Annotated in this window: 20 protein-coding genes; 5 read left to right on the top strand and 15 right to left on the bottom strand. The window is 69.8% G+C overall.

Annotated elements, in window-relative coordinates; genetic code table 11:
• Positions 1-90 precede the first annotated feature (90 nt).
• From AC07OH_RS28985 to AC07OH_RS28970, 4 genes are all read right to left on the bottom strand, one after another.
• On the bottom strand, positions 91-1,452 hold the full coding sequence (locus tag AC07OH_RS28985; protein ID WP_495302996.1) for a sensor histidine kinase: 1,362 nt from the start codon (positions 1,450-1,452) through the stop codon (positions 91-93).
• The gene (locus tag AC07OH_RS28980; RefSeq protein ID WP_489061144.1) at positions 1,449-2,105 is read right to left on the bottom strand and encodes a response regulator; all 657 of its coding nucleotides are present in this window, start codon (positions 2,103-2,105) and stop codon (positions 1,449-1,451) included. The genes AC07OH_RS28985 and AC07OH_RS28980 overlap by 4 nt, the downstream gene beginning before the upstream one ends.
• 87 nt (positions 2,106-2,192) lie before the next feature.
• The gene (locus AC07OH_RS28975; RefSeq protein ID WP_495302995.1) at positions 2,193-3,305 is read right to left on the bottom strand and encodes a winged helix DNA-binding domain-containing protein; all 1,113 of its coding nucleotides are present in this window, start codon (positions 3,303-3,305) and stop codon (positions 2,193-2,195) included.
• 10 nt (positions 3,306-3,315) lie between these two features.
• The gene (locus AC07OH_RS28970) at positions 3,316-4,140 is read right to left on the bottom strand and encodes a pseudouridine synthase (protein ID WP_495302994.1); all 825 of its coding nucleotides are present in this window, start codon (positions 4,138-4,140) and stop codon (positions 3,316-3,318) included.
• A gap of 164 nt (positions 4,141-4,304) precedes the next feature.
• On the opposite strand from AC07OH_RS28970, the gene AC07OH_RS28965 reads away from it, so the two are divergent.
• From AC07OH_RS28965 to AC07OH_RS28950, 4 genes are all read left to right on the top strand, one after another.
• The gene (locus AC07OH_RS28965; protein ID WP_495302993.1) at positions 4,305-5,447 is read left to right on the top strand and encodes an MGDG synthase family glycosyltransferase; all 1,143 of its coding nucleotides are present in this window, start codon (positions 4,305-4,307) and stop codon (positions 5,445-5,447) included.
• Complete coding sequence (locus AC07OH_RS28960) at positions 5,444-5,944, top strand: hypothetical protein (protein ID WP_495302992.1); 501 nt, start codon at positions 5,444-5,446, stop codon at positions 5,942-5,944. Before AC07OH_RS28965 ends, AC07OH_RS28960 begins: the two co-directional genes overlap by 4 nt.
• Positions 5,941-6,480, top strand: a complete 540-nt coding sequence (locus AC07OH_RS28955; RefSeq protein ID WP_495302991.1) for a dual specificity protein phosphatase family protein — start codon at positions 5,941-5,943, stop codon at positions 6,478-6,480. Before AC07OH_RS28960 ends, AC07OH_RS28955 begins: the two co-directional genes overlap by 4 nt.
• Before the next feature lie 89 nt (positions 6,481-6,569).
• Positions 6,570-7,691: a zinc-binding dehydrogenase gene (locus AC07OH_RS28950; RefSeq protein ID WP_307695090.1), complete on the top strand. Its 1,122-nt coding sequence runs from the start codon at positions 6,570-6,572 to the stop codon at positions 7,689-7,691.
• Between the two features lie 250 nt (positions 7,692-7,941).
• On the opposite strand, the gene kdpE is transcribed toward AC07OH_RS28950, so the two are convergent.
• From kdpE to AC07OH_RS28905, 9 genes are all read right to left on the bottom strand, one after another.
• Positions 7,942-8,643 carry a two-component system response regulator KdpE gene (kdpE, locus tag AC07OH_RS28945; protein ID WP_062480698.1) on the bottom strand — a complete coding sequence of 234 codons (702 nt, stop codon included), beginning with the start codon at positions 8,641-8,643 and terminating at the stop codon, positions 7,942-7,944.
• An 8-nt stretch (positions 8,644-8,651) separates the two neighbouring features.
• Complete coding sequence (locus AC07OH_RS28940; RefSeq protein ID WP_495302990.1) at positions 8,652-11,399, bottom strand: DUF4118 domain-containing protein; 2,748 nt, start codon at positions 11,397-11,399, stop codon at positions 8,652-8,654.
• 134 nt (positions 11,400-11,533) lie between these two features.
• Positions 11,534-11,890 (bottom strand): hypothetical protein, encoded by a 357-nt coding sequence (locus tag AC07OH_RS28935; protein WP_062473825.1) that lies wholly within the window; start codon positions 11,888-11,890, stop codon positions 11,534-11,536.
• 14 nt (positions 11,891-11,904) lie between these two features.
• Positions 11,905-12,498: a potassium-transporting ATPase subunit KdpC gene (gene kdpC, locus AC07OH_RS28930; protein WP_159274790.1), complete on the bottom strand. Its 594-nt coding sequence runs from the start codon at positions 12,496-12,498 to the stop codon at positions 11,905-11,907.
• A gap of 13 nt (positions 12,499-12,511) precedes the next feature.
• Complete coding sequence (gene kdpB, locus AC07OH_RS28925) at positions 12,512-14,620, bottom strand: potassium-transporting ATPase subunit KdpB (RefSeq protein ID WP_495302989.1); 2,109 nt, start codon at positions 14,618-14,620, stop codon at positions 12,512-12,514.
• A 13-nt stretch (positions 14,621-14,633) separates the two neighbouring features.
• The gene (gene kdpA, locus AC07OH_RS28920) at positions 14,634-16,433 is read right to left on the bottom strand and encodes a potassium-transporting ATPase subunit KdpA (protein ID WP_495302988.1); all 1,800 of its coding nucleotides are present in this window, start codon (positions 16,431-16,433) and stop codon (positions 14,634-14,636) included.
• Between the two features lies 1 nt (position 16,434).
• Positions 16,435-16,533 carry a K(+)-transporting ATPase subunit F gene (gene kdpF, locus AC07OH_RS28915; protein WP_056576794.1) on the bottom strand — a complete coding sequence of 33 codons (99 nt, stop codon included), beginning with the start codon at positions 16,531-16,533 and terminating at the stop codon, positions 16,435-16,437.
• The gene (locus AC07OH_RS28910; protein ID WP_495302987.1) at positions 16,530-16,670 is read right to left on the bottom strand and encodes a hypothetical protein; all 141 of its coding nucleotides are present in this window, start codon (positions 16,668-16,670) and stop codon (positions 16,530-16,532) included. Before AC07OH_RS28910 ends, kdpF begins: the two co-directional genes overlap by 4 nt.
• Positions 16,671-16,883: 213 nt before the next feature.
• Complete coding sequence (locus AC07OH_RS28905) at positions 16,884-17,534, bottom strand: hypothetical protein (protein ID WP_495302986.1); 651 nt, start codon at positions 17,532-17,534, stop codon at positions 16,884-16,886.
• 236 nt (positions 17,535-17,770) lie between these two features.
• Between AC07OH_RS28905 and AC07OH_RS28900 the strand changes: the two genes are divergently transcribed.
• Complete coding sequence (locus AC07OH_RS28900) at positions 17,771-18,970, top strand: hypothetical protein (RefSeq protein WP_495302985.1); 1,200 nt, start codon at positions 17,771-17,773, stop codon at positions 18,968-18,970.
• Positions 18,971-18,988: 18 nt separating this feature from the next.
• On the opposite strand, the gene AC07OH_RS28895 is transcribed toward AC07OH_RS28900, so the two are convergent.
• Positions 18,989-19,336, bottom strand: coding sequence for a hypothetical protein (locus AC07OH_RS28895; protein ID WP_495302984.1), 348 nt, complete (start codon positions 19,334-19,336; stop codon positions 18,989-18,991).
• An 8-nt stretch (positions 19,337-19,344) separates the two neighbouring features.
• A complete protein-coding gene (locus AC07OH_RS28890; protein ID WP_070063017.1) occupies positions 19,345-20,340 on the bottom strand; it encodes a DUF3829 domain-containing protein in 996 nt (331 codons plus the stop codon).
• Between the last annotated feature and the right edge of the window lie 98 nt (positions 20,341-20,438).

Genomic DNA, 20,438 nt, shown 5'->3' with positions numbered 1-20,438 from the left:
GCGCGCAGCAGGACCTGCAGCCACTCTAGGCAGCCTGACTGAGGCCAGCGTGAGCGAAGAATGAGCCGGGAGTGAGCACCGCCGCCCCGCCTACGTCGACAGCACCACCCGCGCCCTCAGCCCCGGCCCATCGTCCCTGTTGCGCAATTCGATGCGCAGGCCATGCCGCTCGGCTGCCGTGCGCGCGATCGCCAGGCCCAGCCCGCTGCCGCCCGCCGCCGCGCCCGGCACGCGAAAGAAGCGGTCGAACACGCGCTCCAGTTCGGCCGGCGGAATGCCCGGCCCGTTGTCGAGCACATCGACCACTGCCTGCCCGTCGACCCGGTGCAACCGCACATCGACCACGCCGCCTTCGGGCGCGTAGCGCAGCGCGTTGTCGATCAGGTTGTCGAACACGCTGCGCAGTTCGGCGGCAGGCGCAGTCACCATCGCGCCGGTCAGGCCTTCGAAGCCCACGTCGATGCGCCGCGCGTCGGCCAGCACCATGCGCTGGCCCAGGCTTTCGCGCAGCAGCGCCTCGATGTCGACCCGCTCGCCCGGCGCATCCGAGGGCGGCGCGTCCTGCCGCGACAGCTGCAGCAGCTGCTCGATGAGGTGCTGCGCGCGCGTCACGCCCGCCTCGAGCTGGTTGAAGCGCTCGGTGGCTTCGCCGGCCGGCACGTGCGCGCGCAGGTTCTCGATCTGCAGGCCGATGGCGGCCATCGGCGTGCGCAGCTCGTGCGCCGCGTCCTGCACGAAGCGCCGCTGCGTGGCGAAGGCGCTGCGCACGCGCGACAGCAGGTGGTTGAAGGCGCCCACCAGCGGCGTGATCTCGTCGGGCACGCGCGCCAGCGACAGCGCGGTGGGTCGGCGCTCGTCCTGCGAGGCCACGTCGCGCGCCACGCCGCGCAGCGAGCGCGAGGCGGCCGACACGATGAGCCACAGCACCAGCAGCGCCGCCGGCAACAGCAGCGCGATCGGCAGGCCTTCGAGCAGGGCGCGGCGCAGTGCGCGGCGATGGCGGTAGTCCTCGTTCTGCAGCACCTGCACGCGCGGCGCGTCGGCATGCGGCGCGGGCTCGGCCGTGAACACGCGCCAGCGCGAATGCGCGGGCCCTTCGGCGTGCACGTCACTGAAGCCGCTGCCGGGCTGCAGCGGCACCGACAGCGCGGGCCACGAGCTCGCGCGCAAGGTGGCGCCGTCGGCACTCCAGATCTGCACCACGAAGGCGCCGCGCGAGAAGGCCGCCTCGCCGTCCATCGCGCGCGGGGTCTTGGGCGGGTCGTTGCCCGCGTACGACTCGGCCACCAGCCGCATCTGGTCGTCCAGTGCGTTGTGCACGAGGTTGCCGTAGGCCAGGAAGGAGAACCACGCCGTGAGCACCGCCGCCACCACATGCAGCGTGACCAGCCACAGCAGCAGCTGGGTGCGCAGCGAACGCGGGCGCCACCAGCGGCGGGCGGCACCGGTCATGCAGCCACTCGCCAACCCAGCCCGCGCACGTTGCGGATCGCGTCGGCGCCGAGCTTGCGGCGCATGCCGTGGATCAGCACATCGATGGCGTTGCTGGTCACTTCGTCGCCCCAGCCGTAGATACGGTTCTCGAGCTGCTCGCGCGAGAGGATGGCGCCGGGCCGCTCCAGCAGTGCGTGCAGCAGCGCGAACTCGCGCGCGGTGAGCGCCTCGCGCACGCCGTTCACGGCCACCTCGCGCGTCGTGAGGTCCAGCTGCAGCGCGGCGGTGCCGACCAGCGAATGCGCGGCGCCATCGCGGCGACGCACCACGGCACGCATGCGCGCGAGCAGCTCGCGGAACTCGAAGGGCTTGAGCAGGTAGTCGTCGGCACCGAGGTCCAGGCTGTGGATGCGGTCGTCCAGGCCGTCGCGCGCGGTGAGCACCAGCACGGGCGTGGCGTCGCCGCGTTCGCGCGCGCGGCGCAGCACCTCGGTGCCATCCTGGCGGGGCAGGCCCAGGTCGAGCAGCACGCAGGTGTAGCCGCCGTCGCCGAGCGCGCTGTGCGCCAGCTCGCCGTCGCGCACCCAGTCGGCCGACCAGCCCGCGCCCTCGAGCGCCTGCTTCAGGCTGCGCCCGATCATTTCGTCGTCTTCCACCAGCAGCACGCGCATCGCGGCGACTCCTTTGCGCGCAAGGTAGCACGCGACCGGGATGATCGTCAGGGGCCCTGCGCCTCGGCGCAGCGTAGGCGCGAAGACTTAGGCGGGGCTTAGGACGCGGACCGCGTGCCGCTCGGTCTCTGTGTCCGCGGCAAAGGCCAGCAGGCGCAGCGCCTCTTCCTCCACGCCGCGCCGGTCGGCTGCGGACCAGCGCGTGAAGGGCTCCAGCACCACGGTGGCCGCCTGCGTCGCGCGCTCGATCTTCCAGGTGCCCGCCACGAAGCCGTCGAGCAGCACCGTGCCGCGCACGATGCCGTTGATGGTGAGGACGCGGGCGCGGTGCGCCTCGTCGAGCACGCGGCGGCGGTCGGCGTGCGAGAGCAGCAGGTTGTCCCACTCGGCGACCAGGCGCGGCGGCGCGGGCGTGTCGGGGTCGGGACGCGGCGCGCGCGGCAGGTCGAAGAGCTCCTGGCCCTCGTCGCCGGTGAACACGCGCAGCTGCGGCCTCAACCGATCGGCCACGGCCTTCCAGCCCGTGAGGCCCGACCACGCGCCGGCATCGGCCAGCGTCGCGGGGCCGAAGGCGGCGAGGTAGCGCAGGAGCAGGTCGTCCTGCGTGGCGGCGGCGATCTCGCCGGTGGCATCGCCCAGCCAATCGCCGAGCGGCTGCAGCAGCGCGTTCTGGTGCGAGTTCCAGCTGCCCGCGGGCGGCAGGTGGACCAGCGGCACGTTGTTACGGATGAGCGCGGCGAGCGAGGCCGGCGCATGGTCTTTCCAGCGCGCCGCGAGCGCCTGGCCAAGGGCCGTGCCGGTGAGCGGCCCGTCGCCCAGCAACGCACGGCCCGCCTTCACCACGGCCGCGCGGTCGACACCTTCGAGGGCCCGCGCATGCAGGCCCGACAGGCCGCGCTGGTGCACGGGCTCGAGCAGCGGCCGCCAGGCCCACGCGTCCGCGGCGGTCATGAGGTGCAGGGTGGCGCGCAGCGTCGACATGCGCACGATGCGGCGTGTTTTCAGCGCATCGGTCAGCTGCGCGCGGTGAAAGCCTTCGAGCCGGCTCCACAGGCCGACGTAGGGCGGGTTGGGCGCCTGCGCCTGCAGCCCGGCCAGCTTCTCGATGGCCTGCACGACGCTCGCCTTGCGCCGCGCCAGCAGCATCTGCCGCGCGAGCGTGGCCCGGTTCAGCGCGCGACGGCTCAGCACCGCGGCCATGGGCAGGTCGTCAGAATTTCTCGTGCGGCGCCAGGTAGCGCCACTGGCCCACCGGCAGGTTGCCCAGCATCACCTTGCCGATGCGCACGCGCTTCAGGCCCACCACCTTGAGGCCGACCAGCTCGCACATGCGGCGGATCTGGCGCTTCTTGCCTTCGGTGAGCACGAAGCGCAGCTGCTCGGGGTTCTGCCACTCGACGCGCGCCGGTTTGAGCGCCTGGCCGTCCAGGCTCAGGCCGTGCCGCAGCCGGGCCAGCATGGCGGGCGGAAACACCGCCTGCACGTTGGTGGTGACCGGGTCGTCGTCGTCCAGGCGCACCAGCTGGCCGGTGGGCGCGGGCTGGTCCAGGCCGTGGTAGGCCACGCGCACCAGGTATTCCTTGTCCATCGTCGAGTCTTCGCCGATGAGCTGGCGCGCGATACGGCCGTCCTGTGTCATCACGAGCAGGCCGGTGGAGTCGATGTCCAACCGCCCGCACGGCGCCAGGCCGCGCAGCTGCTGCGGTCCGAAGAAGAAGCGCGCGTTGTCTTCCACCCAGCGGTTCTGCGGCGTGAACAGCGTGACCGCCGGCTCATGGCCGTCCTCGGCCTGCCCGCTCACGTAGCCGATCGGCTTGTTGATGAGGATGGTGACCTGGTTCGCCTGCTGCCCCTTGGCGGCCTTGTCGACCTCGATGCGGTCGTTGGGCGTGACCTTCACGCCCATCTCGGCGGGCTTGCCGTTGACGCGCACCCAGCCCTGCGCGATCCAGTCGTCCGCCTCGCGGCGCGAGCACAGGCCGAGTTCGGCCATGCGTTTGTTGAGGCGGATCGGGGCGGGGGCGGTGTCGGTCATGGGAGCAATGGTTGCGGCTGGCGGGTGGCGATGCACAGCCCGCGGGACGGGGCGTCCCGTGACATTTTCGCCGATGACGGGCGCCGCGCCATGCCCGGGGCCGATGTGTCGCAATGCGTGGCGATAATGCGCGCCAATCGGCACGCCGCCGGCACCCCTCCTGCATGACCCACCTCCTGATCCTCAGTGTGAGCGCCGGCAACGGCCATGTGCGCGCCGCCCAGGCGCTTGAAGCCACCCTCGCCCGGTCGTACGCGCCGCACACCGCGGTGCACGTCGACGCCATGGCCCATGTGCCGGCGGGCTTTCGCAAGGTGTACACCGACTGGTACCTGCAGCTGGTGAACCGCGCGCCCGAGCTGTGGTCGTACCTGCACCAGCGCACCGACGTCACGCCGCACCACGCGCCCTCGCAGCGGCTGCGCCGCGGCATCGAGCGCCTGAGCACCGGCGCGCTGGTGCGCGAGATCCGCCGCGCCAAGCCCGACGCCGTGATCTGCACCCACTTCCTGCCGGCCGAGCTGCTGATGCGCGAACGCAACCGGGGCCGCATCGAATGCCCCGTGTGGTTGCAGATCACCGACTACGACCTGCACAACATGTGGCTGGTGCCGGGCATGACGGGCTACCTCGCGGCGACGGAAGAAGTCGCCTTCCGGCTGCGCGCGCGCGGCATTCCTCCGGAGCGCGTGCATGTCACGGGCATTCCGGTGATGCCGGCTTTTTCGGAGCCCGATGCGCCCGAGCTCGCGCACGCGGCCTGCGCCAGTGCGCTGGGCCTGGACCCCGCGCGCCCGGTGTTGCTGATGGCTTCGGGCGGTGCCGGCGTGGGCGACCTGCCGAGCATGGTCGAGCGCGTGCTGGCGCTCGGCGGCGACACGCCCTTCCAGGTCATCGCCGTGGCCGGCCGTAACGCTGAAGCCCATGCACGGCTCGAAGCACTGTCGCAGCGCCATCCGGGCCGCGTGGTGGCCGTCGGCTTCACGAACGAGATGCACAAGATGATGGCCGCGGCCGACTTGGTCGTGACCAAGCCCGGCGGCCTCACGGTGTCGGAGTGCCTGGCGCTGGGCAAGCCGATGCTGCTGATCTCGCCGATTCCGGGGCAGGAAGAACACAACGCCGGCTTCCTCATGGAAGAAAGCGCGGCCTGGCTGGCCTACGACGCCATCGGCCTGGACTACAAGGTGGCGCGCCTCATGGCCGACCCCGCCAAGCTCGCGGCCATGGCCGCGCGCAGCCGCGCCCTGGGCAAGCCGCAGGCCGCGCGCGCGGTGCTGCAGCGCGTGCTGGGCGTCAGCGAATGAGCGGCGTCGCCACGGAACAGCGGCCCGGCATCGGCCGCACGCTGGTCTACCTCGCGTGGGTCGTGACGATGGCGTTCTTCTTCGCCAACGCCGAGATCCAGATCGAAGGCGGCGCCGGCTGGGCCACCTCGCTGCCCACCTGGCGCATCGAGAACAACATCTGGCTCGACCTGTTCTGGGGCGGGCGCGCGATGACGGGGTACCACGCCTGGGTGTTCACCTTCATGATGCTGGTGTTCTTCTCGCCGCTGGCCTTCCAGGGACGCTGGACGCTGCGCGACTGGGGGCTGGCGCTCGCGGGGCTGATCGTGTTCTGGGTCTGCGAAGACTTCCTGTGGTTTCTCATCAACCCGGCCTTCGGCTTCGAGAACTTCAACCCCGTGAAGGCCTTCTGGCACAAGCACTGGCTGTGGGGCGCGCCGGTCGACTACTGGGGCGGGCTCGCGGTGGCGCTGCTGATCCTGGTGCGTCGCCACTGGCCGCGCCGCGCACGATGAAGCAAGACACCGACGACCTGCGCCCCGGCCACTGGGCCGATCCGCTCGACGCCCTGCAGGTCGAGAACCTGCACCGCATCACGCCCACGCTGTACCGCAGCGCGCAGCCGCGGCGCGCCAACGTGGCGGCGCTGCAATCGCTGGGCATCCGCACCGTCGTGAGCCTGCGCTCCTTCAACGACGACCGGAAGGTGTTTGCCGGCAGCGGCATCCGGCTGGTGCGCGTGCCGATCAACACCTGGTCGATCGACGACGCCAAGGTGCTGCGCGCGCTGGTCGCGATGCGCGAGGCCGAAAAGCAAGGGGCAGTGCTCATCCACTGCATGCACGGCGCCGACCGCACGGGCGTGGTGGCGGCCGTCTACCGCATGGCCGTGCAGGACTGGGACAAGGACAGCGCGCGCCAGGAGATGCTGCGCGGCGGCTATGGGTACCACACGCTGTGGCGCAACATTCCGCGCTACATCGAGCGGCTCGACCCGCTGCGGATGCGCCATGCGCTGGCCCATGCCCCGGTGATGCCCATGGTGTCTTGAAGGCGCCAGCAGGCGCGCGCACCCGCTCCTATACTGGCCGCCCCGTGGCCGATGGCCATCTCCGAACGACCTTTCACAGGGGCTTTCCCATGGCACTCCAACTGCGCTCCCTCGTCCGTTCCAACGGCGAACTCGAACTCTCCCTGCACGACGACCCGATGCCCGAACCGCAGGCCCACGAGGTGGTGATCCGCGTCGAGGCCTCGCCAATGAACCCGTCGGACCTGGGCCTGCTCTTCGGCGCCGCCGACATGAGCACCGCCGTGGCCTCCGGCACCGCCGACCGCCCCGTCGTCACCGCCACCGTGCCCGAACGCGCGCGCGCCTCGATGGCGGCGCGGCTCGACCAGTCGATGCCGGTGGGCAACGAAGGCGCGGGCGTGGTGGTCAAGGCCGGTTCGTCGCCGGCTGCGCAGGCGCTGCTGGGCAAGACCGTGGCGGCCATCGGCGGCGCGATGTACTCGCAGTACCGCGCGGTGCCCGTGGCGATGTGCCTCGAGCTGCCGGCGGGCACCACGCCGGCCGAAGGCGCGTCGTGTTTCGTGAACCCGCTGACCTCGCTGGGCATGGTCGAGACCATGAAGCGCGAAGGCCACAAGGCGCTGGTGCACACCGCGGCCGCCTCCAACCTCGGCCAGATGCTCAACAAGATCTGCCAGAAGGACGGCATCGACCTCGTCAACATCGTGCGCAAGCCCGAGCAGGAAGCGCTGCTGCGCGGCATCGGCGCGAAGTACGTCTGCAACGCCAGCTCGCCGGACTTCCTCGAGCAGCTGACCGACGCACTGGTCGCCACCGGCGCCACGCTGGCCTTCGACGCCACCGGCGGCGGCAAGCTGGCCGGCCAGATCCTCGGCTGCATGGAAGCGGCGCTGAACCGCACGGCCAAGGAATACAGCCGCTACGGCTCGACCACGCACAAGCAGGTCTACATCTACGGCGGCCTGGACCGCAGCCCGACCGAGTTCGTGCGCAACTTCGGCATGGCCTGGGGCATGGGCGGCTGGCTGCTGTTCCCGTTCCTGCAGAAGCTGGGCGATGAAGGCACGCAGCGGCTGCGTTCGCGCGTGATCGCGGAGTTGAAGACGACGTTTGCCAGCCACTACACGCGGGAGGTGTCGCTGGTCGAGGCGCTGCAGCTGGATGCGATCGGGGTGTATGGGAAGCAGGCGACGGGGGAGAAATTCCTGCTGAATCCGAACAAGGGGTGATCGGGTGCGCGCTCTCTCGGGAGCGCGCCCGACAGGCGGCGCGGCGCGGTCGGCCCCACTGTGCCGGCCGCTTCGCGGCTGCCCTGCGGTGCTCGCGTTTCGCGGGGTCTCGCAGAACTCGCCTGCGGCTCAAACAGCTGCGAGCCCTGATCCGCGAAACGCTGCGCTCCTCGGCGGCACAGAGGGACCGCCCACACCACACCGCCTGCCGGGCTCTGTGGGTGGTGAAGAGCCCTTCCCTTTGCTTCGACTAGACGACCAGCCGGTACCCCACCGCCGTCTCCGTCAACAGATGCTTCGGCTGCGCCGGATCGGCCTCCAGCTTCTGCCGCAGATGCCCCATGTAGATGCGCAGGTAGTGGCTCTGGTCCGTGTGCGACGGGCCCCACACCTCGCGCAGCAGCTGCCGTTGCGTCAGCACGCGGCCGGCGTTGGCCACCAGCACGGAGAGCAGCCGGTACTCGGTCGGCGTGAGGTGCACCTCAGCGCCGGCGCGGCGCACGATGCGAGCGGCGCGGTCCAGTTCGATCTCGCCGAAGCGGAACACGGCCTCGGCGGCCGGTTCGTCGCCGTTGCCGCCCGCGGCGCGTGGGCGGCGCAGGTTGGCGCGCACACGGGCGAGCAACTCACCCGTGCCGAAGGGCTTGGTGAGGTAGTCGTCGGCGCCGGCGTCGAGCGCGGCGATCTTGTCGGCTTCGTCGGTGCGGGCCGAGAGCACGATGATCGGCACCTGCGACCAGCCGCGCACATCGCGGATCAGCGACACGCCGTCGCCGTCGGGCAGGCCCAGGTCGAGCACCAGCAGATCAGGCTGGCGCGTGCCGGCGGCCGCCAGGCCGTCGCGCAGGGTGCCGGCCTCGTGCACCTGCCAGCCTTCGGCCTCGAGCGCGCCGCGCACGAAGCGGCGGATCTGCGGCTCGTCTTCGATCACGATGGCGGTGGGGGATGGCATGGCGGGTTTCAGAGCTGGGCTTCAGCGGGTTCGGGTGGCTCGCGGCGCGGCAAGGTGACGGTGAATTCTGCACCGCCATCGCGCGCATTCGCCGCGCTGATCTCGCCGCCGTGCGCGCTCACCACGGCGCGGCAGATGGCCAGGCCGAGGCCGACGCCGGGCGTGGCGGATTCGGCCTCGCCGCGCGTGAACTTGTCGAACAGGGTCTGCTCACGGCCCTGCAGCGCGGCGGGCAGGCCGGGGCCGTGGTCGCGCACGGTGAGCACCAGCGTGCCGGGCTCGGCGCGTGCGCCCACCTCGATGGGTGCGGCGCCGTACTTGGCGGCGTTCTCCAGCAGGTTGACGAGCACGCGCTCGATGAGCACGGCGTCGAACTCGACCAGCGGCAGCTCAGGGTCCCACGCGGTCTGCACGGTCATGCCGCGCAGCGCGGGGCGGGCGGCGCGGATGGCGGCGCCCACCACCTCTTCGACCGACTGCCAGTCCCGCCGCAGGTTGACCGCGCCGCCGGCCACACCGCTTTCGAGGCGCGCCATGTCGAGCAGGTTGCTGACCAGCGCATGCAGCGCGTGGGCCTGCGCGACGATGGCGCGCGCGGCCTCGCCGTGTTCTTCGGTCGGCAGGGTCTGCAGCGATTCGGCCAGCGCGATGAGCGCGGTGAGCGGCGTGCGCACGTCGTGCGAGATGGCGCCGAGCAGCGCGTTGCGCAGGCGCTCCGACTCCATCTCGACCACGGCGCGCTGCGCGACTTCGACGTAGTGCACGCGCTCCAGCGCGATGGCGATCTGGCGCGCGAGCGTGTCCAGCTGCTGCGCCTGCTCGGGAATCAGCAGCCAGCGCGGGCGGGCCGGGCACAGCGCGAGCACGCCGCGCACGCGCATGGGCGCGCGCAGCGGCACGTAGTGCCAGGGCTGGGCGGCGAGCGTGGCGGTGGCCAGGCCGGCGGGCTGGCCGTGGCGGAAGGCCCAGTCGGCCACCTGCGCGTCGAAGCCGGGCGGCGGGTCGGCGGGGGGCACGAGCTGGTCGGCCGCGTCGGTGACCAGCACGCGCGCATGGCCGCCGAAATGGGCCTGCACGGCGGCGGCGCCGAGCGCGACGACCTGGGTGCTTTCGAGCGCGGCCGAGAGTTCGCGCGTGAGCTCGAACAACGAGCGCGCGCGGCGCTCGCGGCTGGTCGACACGCCGGCCGCGAAGCGCAGCCCGGCCGTGAGCTGGCCCACCAGCAGGCCCACGCCGAGCATCACGGCGAAGGTCAGCAGGTACTGCACGTCGCTGACCGCGAAGGACAGGCGCGGCGCGACGAAGAAGTAGTCGAAGGCCGCCACGTTGAGCATGGCCGCAAGCGCCGAAGGCCCGCGCCCGAAGCACATCGCCACGCCCACCACGCCGAGCAGGAACAGCATGACGATGTTGGTCAGCTCCAGCACATTGGCCAGCGGCGCACAGAGCAGCGTGAGCGCGATGCTGGTGGCAGCCGCCCAGGCGTAGCCGGGCCAGCGGGACTGCGCGCGCTCGTCGTCCTCATCGTCGGCACGGGTCGCCGCGAACGGCGCCTGCGACAGGCGACGTGCGCTGTCGGCGCGGCCGACCTCGAGGATGTCGAGTGCCGGCGCCTGTTTCGCCAGTGCGCGCGCCAGCGGCACCGCGGACGCGCCCCACCCGCGCCGCCATCCGCGCACGGGCTCCGATCGCCCGATGACCAGCGTCGCGCAATTGAGGCGCCGCGCCTGCTCGGAGAGTTGCTCCGCCACGTCGGCGCCGGTGAGCACCGCCGTGGCCGCACCCAGTTCCTCTGCCAGCTTGAGCACGGCGAGGATGCGGTCGCGCTGCGCGGCATCGAGGCGCTGCAGCCGCGGTGTCTCGACATACGCGGCATGCCAGCGCACGTTGAGCTGGCCCGCGAGCCGCGCGGCGGTGCGCACGGTCTGCGCCGCGCCCTCGTGCGGGCCGACGCAGGCGAGGATCGCGCCCGAGGTGTTCCAGGCCTGCAGCGCGGCGCCGCCCTGCCCGTTGCCGCCGGGGCCCGACTGTTCGACGCGCCAGCCGCGCACGTCGTCTTCCACGTGCTCGGCGGTGCGGCGCAGGGCGATCTCGCGCAGCGCGATCAGGTTGCCCTTGCGGAAGAAGTTCTGTGCGGCGCGCTCGGCCTGTTGCGGCAGGTAGACCTTGCCGGCCGCGAGCCGCGCCGTGAGTTCGTCGGGCGTGACGTCGACCAGCACCACCTCGTCGGCCTCGTCGAGCACGGTGTCGGGCACGGTCTCGTGAACGCGCACGCCGGTGATGGCGCCGACGGTGCCGTTGAGGCTTTCCAGGTGCTGCACGTTGAGTGCCGACCACACCTCGATGCCGGCGGCCAGCAGCTCCTGCACGTCCTGCCAGCGCTTGGCGTGGCGCGAGCCGGGCGCGTTGGTGTGGGCCAGTTCGTCGACCAGCAGCACGGCGGGCTTGCGCGCCAGGGCGGCATCGAGATCGAACTCGGCGAGCGTGCGGCCGCGGTAGGGCAGCTCGCGCAACGGCAGCGTGTCGAGCCCTGTAAGCAGCGCGGCGGTCTCGCTGCGGCCATGGGTTTCGACCACGCCGATGAGCACGTCGCGCCCGGCCTCGCGCTCGCGCCGGGCGGCGCTGAGCATGGCCCAGGTCTTGCCGACACCGGCGCTGGCACCGAAGTAGATGCGCAGCTTGCCGCGCAGCGCGCGCGCCTCGTCGCTGCGCAGTTGCGCGAGCAGGGCGTCGGGGTCGGGGCGGGTCTCGGGCATGAGGGGGTGCAGGTTATCGCATTGGTCCGCTCTTGCGTCGCCGTTCATGCCGGCGCGCAGTGCGTGATAGCACCCACCAGGCGAAGACCAGCGGCACGAACAGTGCCGCCATGGCCAGCAGCGCGTGCAGCAGGTCAGTGACCATGGCGCAGCCCGCAGCGCGCGAGGTGATCGCGCCAGCTCATGAGCCGGCCGATCTCGCCCGAGGGCACGCACTCGATCAGGCGGTGCAGCACCTCGGCATAGCGCGCGGTCGGGAAACGGATCATCAGGCGCACGCAGGGCGCGTCGCTCTCCTGCGAGCTGCAGGCATGCAGCAGCGGCTCGCAGCGCACCACGCCGGCCTCGGCGCAGGCAGCGATGCTGCGGCGCACGCGCAGCGCGTCGGCGCAGCAGACGGTGACGTCGAGGACATGGAACTGCGTCGTGCGCGGCGCGATCGGACTTCGCACGACGGCGACAGGATGTTCACGGTAGGCGGCATAGGCCATGGATGTCTTTCTCCTCAACGCACCGTCGAAGAAGCATCGAGCGCCAGGTTCAGCGCCAGCACGTTGACGCGCGATTCGCCCAGCACGCCCCACAACGGCGACTGGGTGTTCTTCGCGATCAACGCGTTCACCTGATCGATCGGCACGCCGCGCTCGCGCGCCACGCGGGCGGCCTGGTAATGCGCGGCGGCGGGGCTGATGTCGGGGTCGAGCCCGCTGGCCGAGGCCGTGACGAGGTCCACCGGCACCGGCGCGGTGTTGCCCGGGTCGGCCGCGCGCAGCGCTTCGACGCGTGCCTTCACCGCATCGGCCAGCGCGGGGTTCAGCGGGCCCTGGTTGGAACCGCCCGAGGCGCTCGCGTTGTAGGGCTGCGGCGCGGTGGCCGACGGGCGGCCCCAGAAGTGCTTCGGGTCGCTGAAGTTCTGGCCGATGAGCGCGGAGCCGACGGGCTTGCCGTCGCGCATCACCAGGCTGCCCGCCGCCTGCGCGGGGAACAGCGCCTGCGCGGCGCCGGTGACGGCCGCCGGGTAGAGCAGGCCGGTGAATGCGCTCAGCAGCGCGAAGAGCACGAGCGCGGGACGGACGATGCTGCCGTTGTTGTTTTTCATGGTGAAGAACTCCTCAGACCAGATGGACTGCGACCAGCAGCCAGTCGATCAACTTGATGCCGATGAAGGGAACGAGCAAGCCGCCCAGGCCGTAGATGGCGAGGTTGCGGCGCAGCAGCGCGGCGGCGCCCACCGGCCGGTAGCGCACACCCTTGAGCGCCAGCGGAATCAGGAACACGATGACGAGCGCGTTGAAGATCACCGCCGACAAAATGGCCGACGACGGGCTGGCCAGGCGCATCACGTTGAGCGCGCCGAGCTGCGGGTAGGTCGACACGAAGATCGCCGGAATGATCGCGAAGTACTTCGCCACGTCGTTCGCGATCGAGAAGGTGGTGAGCGAGCCGCGCGTCATGAGCAGCGCCTTGCCGGTCTCCACCACCTCGAGCAGCTTGGTCGGGTTGGAGTCGAGGTCGACCATGTTGCCGGCCTCCTTCGCGGCCTGCGTGCCGCTGCCCATGGCCACGGCCACGTCGGCCTGCGCGAGCGCGGGGGCGTCGTTGGTGCCGTCGCCGGTCATCGCGACCAGCCGGCCTTCGGCCTGGTACTTGCGGATCAGCGCGAGCTTGTCTTCGGGCGTGGCCTCGGCCAGGAAGTCGTCCACGCCGGCCTCGGCCGCGATGGCGGCGGCCGTGAGCTTGTTGTCGCCCGTGATCATCACGGTCTTGATGCCCATGCGGCGCAGCTCGGCAAAGCGGTCGCGGATGCCGGTCTTGACGATGTCCTTGAGCTCGACCACGCCGAGCACGCGGTTGCCTTCGGCCACGGCCAGCGGCGTGCTGCCGCGGCGTGCCGTTTCTTCGGCGGCGCGCAACATCTCGGCCGGCATGGTGCCGCCGAACGATTCGACATGGCGGCGCACCGCATCGACCGCGCCCTTGCGCAGCACGATGGCATCGGTGTCCAGGCTGTTGGGCGCGGCCGGCAGGTCGACGCCGCTCATGCGGGTCTGCGCGGTGAAGGGCACGTAGCGCAGCACGTCGACGGAGGCGGCTTCCAGGCCGTCGCGGCGTGCGAGCTCGACGATGCTGCGGCCTTCGGGCGTTTCGTCGGCCAGCGAGGCGAGCATGGCGGCGCGTGCGAGGCGGCCCTTGGGCACGCCGGGCGCGGGCAGGAAGGCGCTGGCCTGGCGGTTGCCGTGCGTGATGGTGCCGGTCTTGTCCAGCAGCAGCACGTCGACGTCGCCGGCGGCTTCCACCGCGCGGCCCGAGGTGGCGATCACGTTGGCCTGCATCATGCGGCTCATGCCGGCCACGCCCACGGCCGAGAGCAGGCCGCCGATGGTGGTCGGGATCAGGCACACGAGCAGCGCGACCAGCGCGGTGAGCGACACCACGGTGCCCGCCCCTGCGGCCTCGACGCTGAACACCGAGAACGGCAGCAGCGTGACGGTGACCATGAGGAACACGATGGTGAGCGCGACCAGCAGGATGGTCAGCGCGATCTCGTTCGGTGTCTTGTGCCGCTTGGCCGCCTCGACCATGCCGATCATGCGGTCCAGGAACGACTCGCCGGGGTTCACCGAGATGCGCACCACCAGCCAGTCGGACAGCACGCGGGTGCCGCCGGTGACGGCCGAGAAGTCGCCGCCCGACTCGCGCACCACGGGCGCCGATTCGCCGGTGATGGCGCTTTCGTCGACCGAGGCCACGCCTTCGATCACCTCGCCGTCGAGCGGGATCACATCGCCGGCTTCGACCAGCACGACGTCGCCCTTGCGCAGGTTGGGTGCCTGCTCGGGCAGCCACGGCGCACCGTGGTGCGGCTGCTGCTGGTCCTTCAGCTTCTTGGCCCAGGTGTCCTTGCGCAGGCCGCGCAGCGAGGCCGCCTGCGCCTTGCTGCGGCCTTCGGCCAATGCTTCGGCGAAGTTGGCGAACAGCACGGTGAACCACAGCCAGATGGTCACGGCCAGCACGAAGGCGGGCTGCATGCCGGTGTCGCCCGGAAAGCTCAGTGCATGCACCCACAGCAGCGTCGTCAGGATGCTCCCGATGTAGACGATGAACATCACCGGGTTGCGCCACTGGGTGCGCGGGTTCAGCTTGGCGAAGGCGCCCCACAGCGCGGGCTTGACCAGTGCTGCATCGAACAGCGAAAGAGAGGTTTTGGTTTTGACAGTCATGGTGCGCTCCTTCTTATTTCCAGAGCACGAGGTGTTCGACGATCGGCCCGAGGGCCAGTGCCGGCACGTAGTTGAGCAGGCCGACCAGCAGCACGGTGCCGATCAGCAGGAAGACGAACAGCGGGCCGTGCGTGGGCAGCGTGCCGCTGGTGACGGGCAGGCGCTTCTTGGCGGCCAGCGCGCCGGCAATGGCGAGCACCGGCACGATCATCGCGAAGCGCCCGAGCCACATCGCCAGGCCGAGCAGGCCGTTGTAGAACGGTGTGTTGGCCGACAGGCCCGCGAAGGCGCTGCCGTTGTTGTTGGCGGCCGAGGTCAGCGCGTACAGCACCTCGGAGAAGCCGTGCGCGCCGGGGTTGGCGATGCCGACCTTGCCCGCACCCGCGCTCACCGCCAGCGCCGTGCCCGCCAGCACCAGCACCGGCGTGACTAGGATGGCGATGGAGATCAGCTTCATCTCGCGCACCTCGATCTTCTTGCCGAGGTACTCGGGCGTGCGCCCGATCATCAGGCCCGCGATGAACACCGCGAGCATGGCGAACACCAACATGCCGTACAGGCCGCTGCCGACGCCGCCGAAGACGACCTCGCCCAGCTGCATCAGCACCATGGGCACCATGCCGCCGATAGGCGTGAGCGAGTCGTGCATGGCATTCACCGCGCCGCACGAGGCGGCGGTGGTCACGGCGGCGAAGAGGGCCGAGGCGTCGATGCCGAAGCGCACTTCCTTGCCTTCCATGTTGCCGCCGCTTTGCAGCGCGCTGGCCACCTGGTCCACGCCCAGCGGACCCAGCAGCGGGTTGCCGGCCTGCTCGGCGGGCGTGACGGCCAGCACCGCCACCACGAACAGCACCGTCATCGCCGCGAGCACGGCCCAGCCCTGGCGCAGGTCGCCGACCACGCGACCGAAGGCGAAGCACAGCGCCGCCGGGATCAGGAAGATCGCCAGCATCTCCAGCAGGTTGCTGAACGCCGTCGGGTTCTCGTAGGGGTGCGCCGAGTTGGCGTTGAAGAAGCCACCGCCGTTGGTGCCGAGCATCTTGATCGCTTCCTGCGAAGCGACCGGGCCCATGGCCAGCGTCTGCGTTTGAGTGGTGGCGTCTTCCATCACCGGGGCGCCCTTGTCGTCCTTCAGCGGCTGGCCGTCGGGACCGTTCTTCGGTTGCTGGAAGGCCGTGGCTTCGACCGTCTGCACGCTCTTGTAGGCGTCGAAGTTCTGGATCACGCCCTGCCCCGCCAGGCACAGCGCGAGCACGAACGAGATCGGCAGCAGCACCCACAGCGTGACGCGCGTCACGTCGGCCCAGAAGTTGCCGACCAGGCCCTTGCCGTCGCCCCGGCGCGCAAAGCCGCGCACCAGCGCGAAGGCGACCGCGATGCCGGTGGCGGCGGACAGGAAGTTCTGCACCGCCAGGCCGAGCATCTGCGTGAGGTAGCTCATGGTCGACTCGCCGCCGTAGCCCTGCCAGTTGGTGTTGGCGACGAAGCTCACCGCCGTGTTGAAGGCCGAGTCGGGCGACACCGCGCCCATGCCGGCCGGGTTGAACGGCAGCCCGCCCTGCAGGCGCTGCAGGGCATAGAGAAAGATCGCACCGATGGCGTTGAACGCCAGCAGCGCCAGCGCGTAGCGCAGCCAGTGCATCGACTGCTCGGGCTGCGTGCCCGCGAGGCGGTACAACGGTGCTTCGACGCGCTGCATCCAGCGCGGCACGCGCTCGGCGCACAGCGCGGCCAGCAGCTTGCCCAGCGGCCAGGCCAGCACGAGCAGGGCACCGAGAAAAAGGGCCAGCAAGACCCAGGCCGAGGTTTCCATGTCAGAACTCCTCGGCGCAGATCAGCGCGAACACCAGGTACGCGAACAGGACCACGGCGACCAGCGCGCCAAAGCCGTACAGGACTTCGAGGCCGATCACGATGCATCCCCCGGCGTGCGTGTCGTATCAACGCCCGCGTGCGGCTTGTGCGGTCCTTCGAGCCGGTTCAACCCGACGACCATGGCCGCCACCACGACCCACAGCGCCAGCAAGGCGCCCATCCAGACGATGTCCATTCATCACTCCTGCAAACAAGATGAAAGGAGTCTCGGCAGGCGTGCGTAAAACCGGGGGAAAGAGTGAGTGGGGGGCCGTAAAGAAAGCGTAAAAACGCGGGCAACGCAGAGGATGAGGCCCGCCGGGTGCGTCGCGTCGAATGTCTCGGCGAGCTCCAGCAAGGGGCCGGGCCCATTCAAACAGCCGAGGCTGTTGCCGATGGCGCGGCCCTGTCAGTCCACCTGCCGGGGATACCCGATCTCGGCGATGTCATTTTCGAGCGATGCTATGTCGAGGTCGGGATTGAATCGCCGGACCAGCGCGTCGCTGAGCGGTTGATGCCGATAGATCGCCTCGACATCGCCCAGGTCGAGGTCGCATTCGTAGTAGTCGGTCGCGAATTCGACGTACTGCTCGGGCCGGCCGGCGAGGATGCCAAGCAGCTCGGCGGAGCCATCCGGATCCTCCCCCGGCGGAAGCTCGACCGGTCCGCAAGTCCAGCGTTCTTCATTGCTCAGGCGCCAGAGACAGAAGGTGCTGTCGCTGGTTGTGAACGCCGGCTCTTCCAGCAGGTTGGTGTGGAACTCCGCCGGCAGCCGTTCGAAGATTCCGGGCCATGGCGTCCCCGGCCGGAATGCCGGAGCCTCGTGCGCAAGCCCGTGGAGCGCGGCGCCGGCCTGGCAGAAGATGGCAAACCAATGATCGCCCGAACCATTGCGCATCGATGCCATCGCCGCCTCATCCGACCACGCGGCGTTGAACGCGTAGTACCGGTACTCCCACTCCGGCGAGAGCATGGCGTCGAGCATTGCAAGAGACTGGGTCAGTCGCTTCAACGTCGGAATGTCTGGAAGCGCCTTCAGGTTTCTCGTCGAGAGGGTCATGCGGGGGCGAAGTTGGTGGGGATGAACGCGCATGCTATCTGCCGATCGGGTCGGGTGCATGTCTGCCAAGACAGCGCGATCGGTGGCGCCTGTCAGGTTGTTTGCCGCCGCCAGGTGGAATCGACAACAATCTCTCAAAACAAGCGCGCCGGAAGCCAGCGCCAACCAAAGAGGGTGCGGACCGAAAGAGCGATCAATCGGGCCCGCAAAAAAGTGAAAACCACTGAGAGGAAGAGATGAAACTGAAGCGTGTCTTTCAGGCGGCTGCGGCCGGCCTTGCGTCCCTGGTGATCGCCGCTTGTGGTGGTGGAGGAGGAGGCGGTGGTGGTGGTTTTCCGATCGGCATCGCGCCCGTCGCACCCCCTGTGAACTATGTCAACGGCCTGTCCATCCGCATCAACCAGCCGGCCAGCATCGACAAGACGGTCTACGAAGGGCAGATGGTCCCGAGCGTCCTGGTGTCGGGCACGCTGTCGGGCGACGTGAATCTGCTCAGCGGCAAGGTGCTGGTGCTCCTTGTCGTGATGCCCGATCCGCTGTTCGAAGAGAAGCCCGCCATCGCCATCAATGCCGCGGCACAGTCGGCTTCGCTGAACATGACCGGCAAGATCGCACCCGACGGCCCCAAGACCTACAAGGGCAACATGACGATCAAGGCCTGCCTGGACACGGCATGCCAGTCGGAAATCCGGGTCGAGAATCCGCAGATTCCGTATGCGATCACCGTCAAGACCGGACTGGTCCTGGGCAGCAAGAACGTCGACTTCGTCACCCCCTTCGGCGCCGCCGTGGCGCCTGTGACCGTTCCGGTCACGCTGCCCGAGGGCGCCACCTCGTGGGCCGTTGCGCCGGCGATCGGGTCGACCGACATCTTCAAGGTCGAGAAGGCGGCCGACGACTCGCCGAACCTCGTGGTCTCGCTGCCGGCGCTGCTGCCGAGCGCCTCGTCGTACAAGGCCAGCTTCAGCGTGAGCGCCATCACCTCGGACGGGCAGAAACTGTCCAGGCTGCTCGAAGTGAGCGTGCTGACCAACCCCTCCAGCGCGCCCTACGTCCTGTCCAGACCGGAAGCGCGCTTCGTGGTCAAGGAAGGAACGCCCACCCTGGCGCCCGCACAGGACAACGCGGTCTTCTTCCCGGGCAACACCAGCGACAAGATGCGCTACATGGGCACGGTGATGAACACACCGCCCGACGTGGACACCAGCATGTACCCAGGGCCGAACCTGTGGCTCTATGACTACTTCTACAACGAAGCGGGCTTGCCCAGGTACGCGACGAAGAGCTACAGCTGGAGCACGCAGGTGCAGGCCTGCTACAACAACCAATGCCTGCCGCCTGGACACTACAGCGCACAGGTTCAGTTCCGCTACACCCCAGACGGAGGCCCGGTCTATGACATCTACTACCCGGTGGTCATGGACGTGGTGCCCTGATTCGGGCGAGCGACAGGCTCAGTGCGCCATCCACCGCCCGTCGTCACGCTGGCTGAGGAAGTAACCGGCGCGGCCGACGTCCGGGTCGTCGACTGATTTCTCGTTGACGATGTCCATCTCGGCGCGCGCGATCAGCCAGGTGCCGCCCTGCTTGCCGCTGGACCATTGGAAGCGGTGGAAGCGCGCGTCGGAGCCGATGTAGAAGGTGTGCTGCAGCGGCGACGCGCCGTAGTTCCGGAACGCGGTGACGGGAATCTGCTGCGTCTCGCGGGCGCTGCCGCATCCCGCCACCCCCGTCGCAACGAGAAGCGCCGCGACCGCCAGGGCCGCGACGCGGCCGCGCGAAAGAACCCGCGCGGTGCCCATGGCCCGGGTCAGCGGCCGAAGCCGCGGTTGTACGAACCCACGGCGGAGTTGTAGTAGCTCACGATGTTCTTGTACGTCGACGGGAACTTGCTGTCCTTGAACGTGCGCCATTGGCCGATCATGTTCAGCAGGCTGCCGTGCAGCGACTCGTAGTTGTAGTTGGGCGCCTTGCCTGCTTCCCCCTTGGCCTTGGCTGCGGCCTTGGCTTCTTCCAGCGCCTTGGAGAGTTCTTCCAGCGAAGCCTGCAATTCGCTGGCCGCCGCATCGACCTTGGCGACGGCGTCCTTGTTCTTCAGGCCGTCGATCTGGTCGAGACCGTTGACGAACTTCTTGGCCACCGCCATCGAGGCGAGCGTGTGGTAGTTGAGCATGTCGCCCTCGGCCTTGAGCTTGGCCATGCGTTCGGTGCGCGACGCCTCCTGCACGCGGTCCAGCTCGCTGCCCAGTTTGTCGATGCTGGCCAGCAGGCCCTTGAAGCCGGCGTTCATGTCGGCGTCGGCCGCGCGGGCCTTGACCCACTTGTCTTCGAGAAAGCTCTTGGACCGGTAGTACGGGTCCATCGGCGTCCAGACGGCGACGAGCTTCTCGCCCGTGGCCACCACGCCGTCGACGGCCGCGTCGAGCGCCGCGTCGCCCGAGCCGTCGGCGCGTGCCTTCTTCAGGTCGTCCACGATGGACTGCACATCGGAAGGGCTGCCATAGAACGAGTTCCCGCTCGGCGACTTGCCGTTCACGTTCATCTGCACGTAGCTCTTGTACTTGGCACCCACGCTGCGGTTGTCGTCGATGAGGCGGTTGTAGCCCTGGCTGTAGGTGGTGCGGGCCGCGGCCTGCACGCGGGCCGGGTCCTTGGCGGGCTGGGTCTTGCCCGATGCGGACGGCGATGGCGAGGCCGCCGCCGGCGTCGGCTTGTTGTCTTCCTTGCAGGCCGCGAGCACGGCGCAGAAGCAAAGGCTCAAGGCAAACAGGCGCGTGCGCGCCGATCGGTTGTTGTGCGCAGTCATGGCGCTCTCCCTCGGTTGTGGTTGTTCGGTGCCGCGCCCGTCGATGAAGGCCATCGTTCGCAGCGGCAACAGGTGCGGAAAATGATAGCCAGCGCCAC

The organism is Variovorax sp. GW821-FHT10C12, assembly GCF_059415405.1.
Note: the sequence above shows the minus strand (reverse complement) of the source record. Positions and strands in the feature narration are given on the sequence as shown.

Bases quoted from the DNA above. Each gene is read 5' to 3' on its own strand.
- AC07OH_RS28910 (WP_495302987.1), bottom strand. From the start codon at position 16,670: ATGGACATCGTCTGGATGGGCGCCTTGCTGGCGCTGTGGGTCGTGGTG.
- AC07OH_RS28900 (WP_495302985.1), top strand. From the start codon at position 17,771: ATGAAACTGAAGCGTGTCTTTCAGGCGGCTGCGGCCGGCCTTGCGTCC.
- kdpB (WP_495302989.1), bottom strand. From the start codon at position 14,620: ATGACTGTCAAAACCAAAACCTCTCTTTCGCTGTTCGATGCAGCACTG.
- AC07OH_RS28975 (WP_495302995.1), bottom strand. From the start codon at position 3,305: ATGGCCGCGGTGCTGAGCCGTCGCGCGCTGAACCGGGCCACGCTCGCG.
- AC07OH_RS28935 (WP_062473825.1), bottom strand. From the start codon at position 11,890: ATGGCCTATGCCGCCTACCGTGAACATCCTGTCGCCGTCGTGCGAAGT.
- AC07OH_RS28950 (WP_307695090.1), top strand. From the start codon at position 6,570: ATGGCACTCCAACTGCGCTCCCTCGTCCGTTCCAACGGCGAACTCGAA.
- AC07OH_RS28895 (WP_495302984.1), bottom strand. From the start codon at position 19,336: ATGGGCACCGCGCGGGTTCTTTCGCGCGGCCGCGTCGCGGCCCTGGCG.
- AC07OH_RS28890 (WP_070063017.1), bottom strand. From the start codon at position 20,340: ATGACTGCGCACAACAACCGATCGGCGCGCACGCGCCTGTTTGCCTTG.
- AC07OH_RS28960 (WP_495302992.1), top strand. From the start codon at position 5,444: ATGAGCGGCGTCGCCACGGAACAGCGGCCCGGCATCGGCCGCACGCTG.
- AC07OH_RS28940 (WP_495302990.1), bottom strand. From the start codon at position 11,399: ATGCCCGAGACCCGCCCCGACCCCGACGCCCTGCTCGCGCAACTGCGC.
- AC07OH_RS28905 (WP_495302986.1), bottom strand. From the start codon at position 17,534: ATGACCCTCTCGACGAGAAACCTGAAGGCGCTTCCAGACATTCCGACG.
- AC07OH_RS28980 (WP_489061144.1), bottom strand. From the start codon at position 2,105: ATGCGCGTGCTGCTGGTGGAAGACGACGAAATGATCGGGCGCAGCCTG.
- kdpC (WP_159274790.1), bottom strand. From the start codon at position 12,498: ATGAAAAACAACAACGGCAGCATCGTCCGTCCCGCGCTCGTGCTCTTC.
- AC07OH_RS28970 (WP_495302994.1), bottom strand. From the start codon at position 4,140: ATGACCGACACCGCCCCCGCCCCGATCCGCCTCAACAAACGCATGGCC.
- kdpE (WP_062480698.1), bottom strand. From the start codon at position 8,643: ATGCCATCCCCCACCGCCATCGTGATCGAAGACGAGCCGCAGATCCGC.
- kdpA (WP_495302988.1), bottom strand. From the start codon at position 16,433: ATGGAAACCTCGGCCTGGGTCTTGCTGGCCCTTTTTCTCGGTGCCCTG.
- AC07OH_RS28965 (WP_495302993.1), top strand. From the start codon at position 4,305: ATGACCCACCTCCTGATCCTCAGTGTGAGCGCCGGCAACGGCCATGTG.
- AC07OH_RS28985 (WP_495302996.1), bottom strand. From the start codon at position 1,452: ATGACCGGTGCCGCCCGCCGCTGGTGGCGCCCGCGTTCGCTGCGCACC.
- AC07OH_RS28955 (WP_495302991.1), top strand. From the start codon at position 5,941: ATGAAGCAAGACACCGACGACCTGCGCCCCGGCCACTGGGCCGATCCG.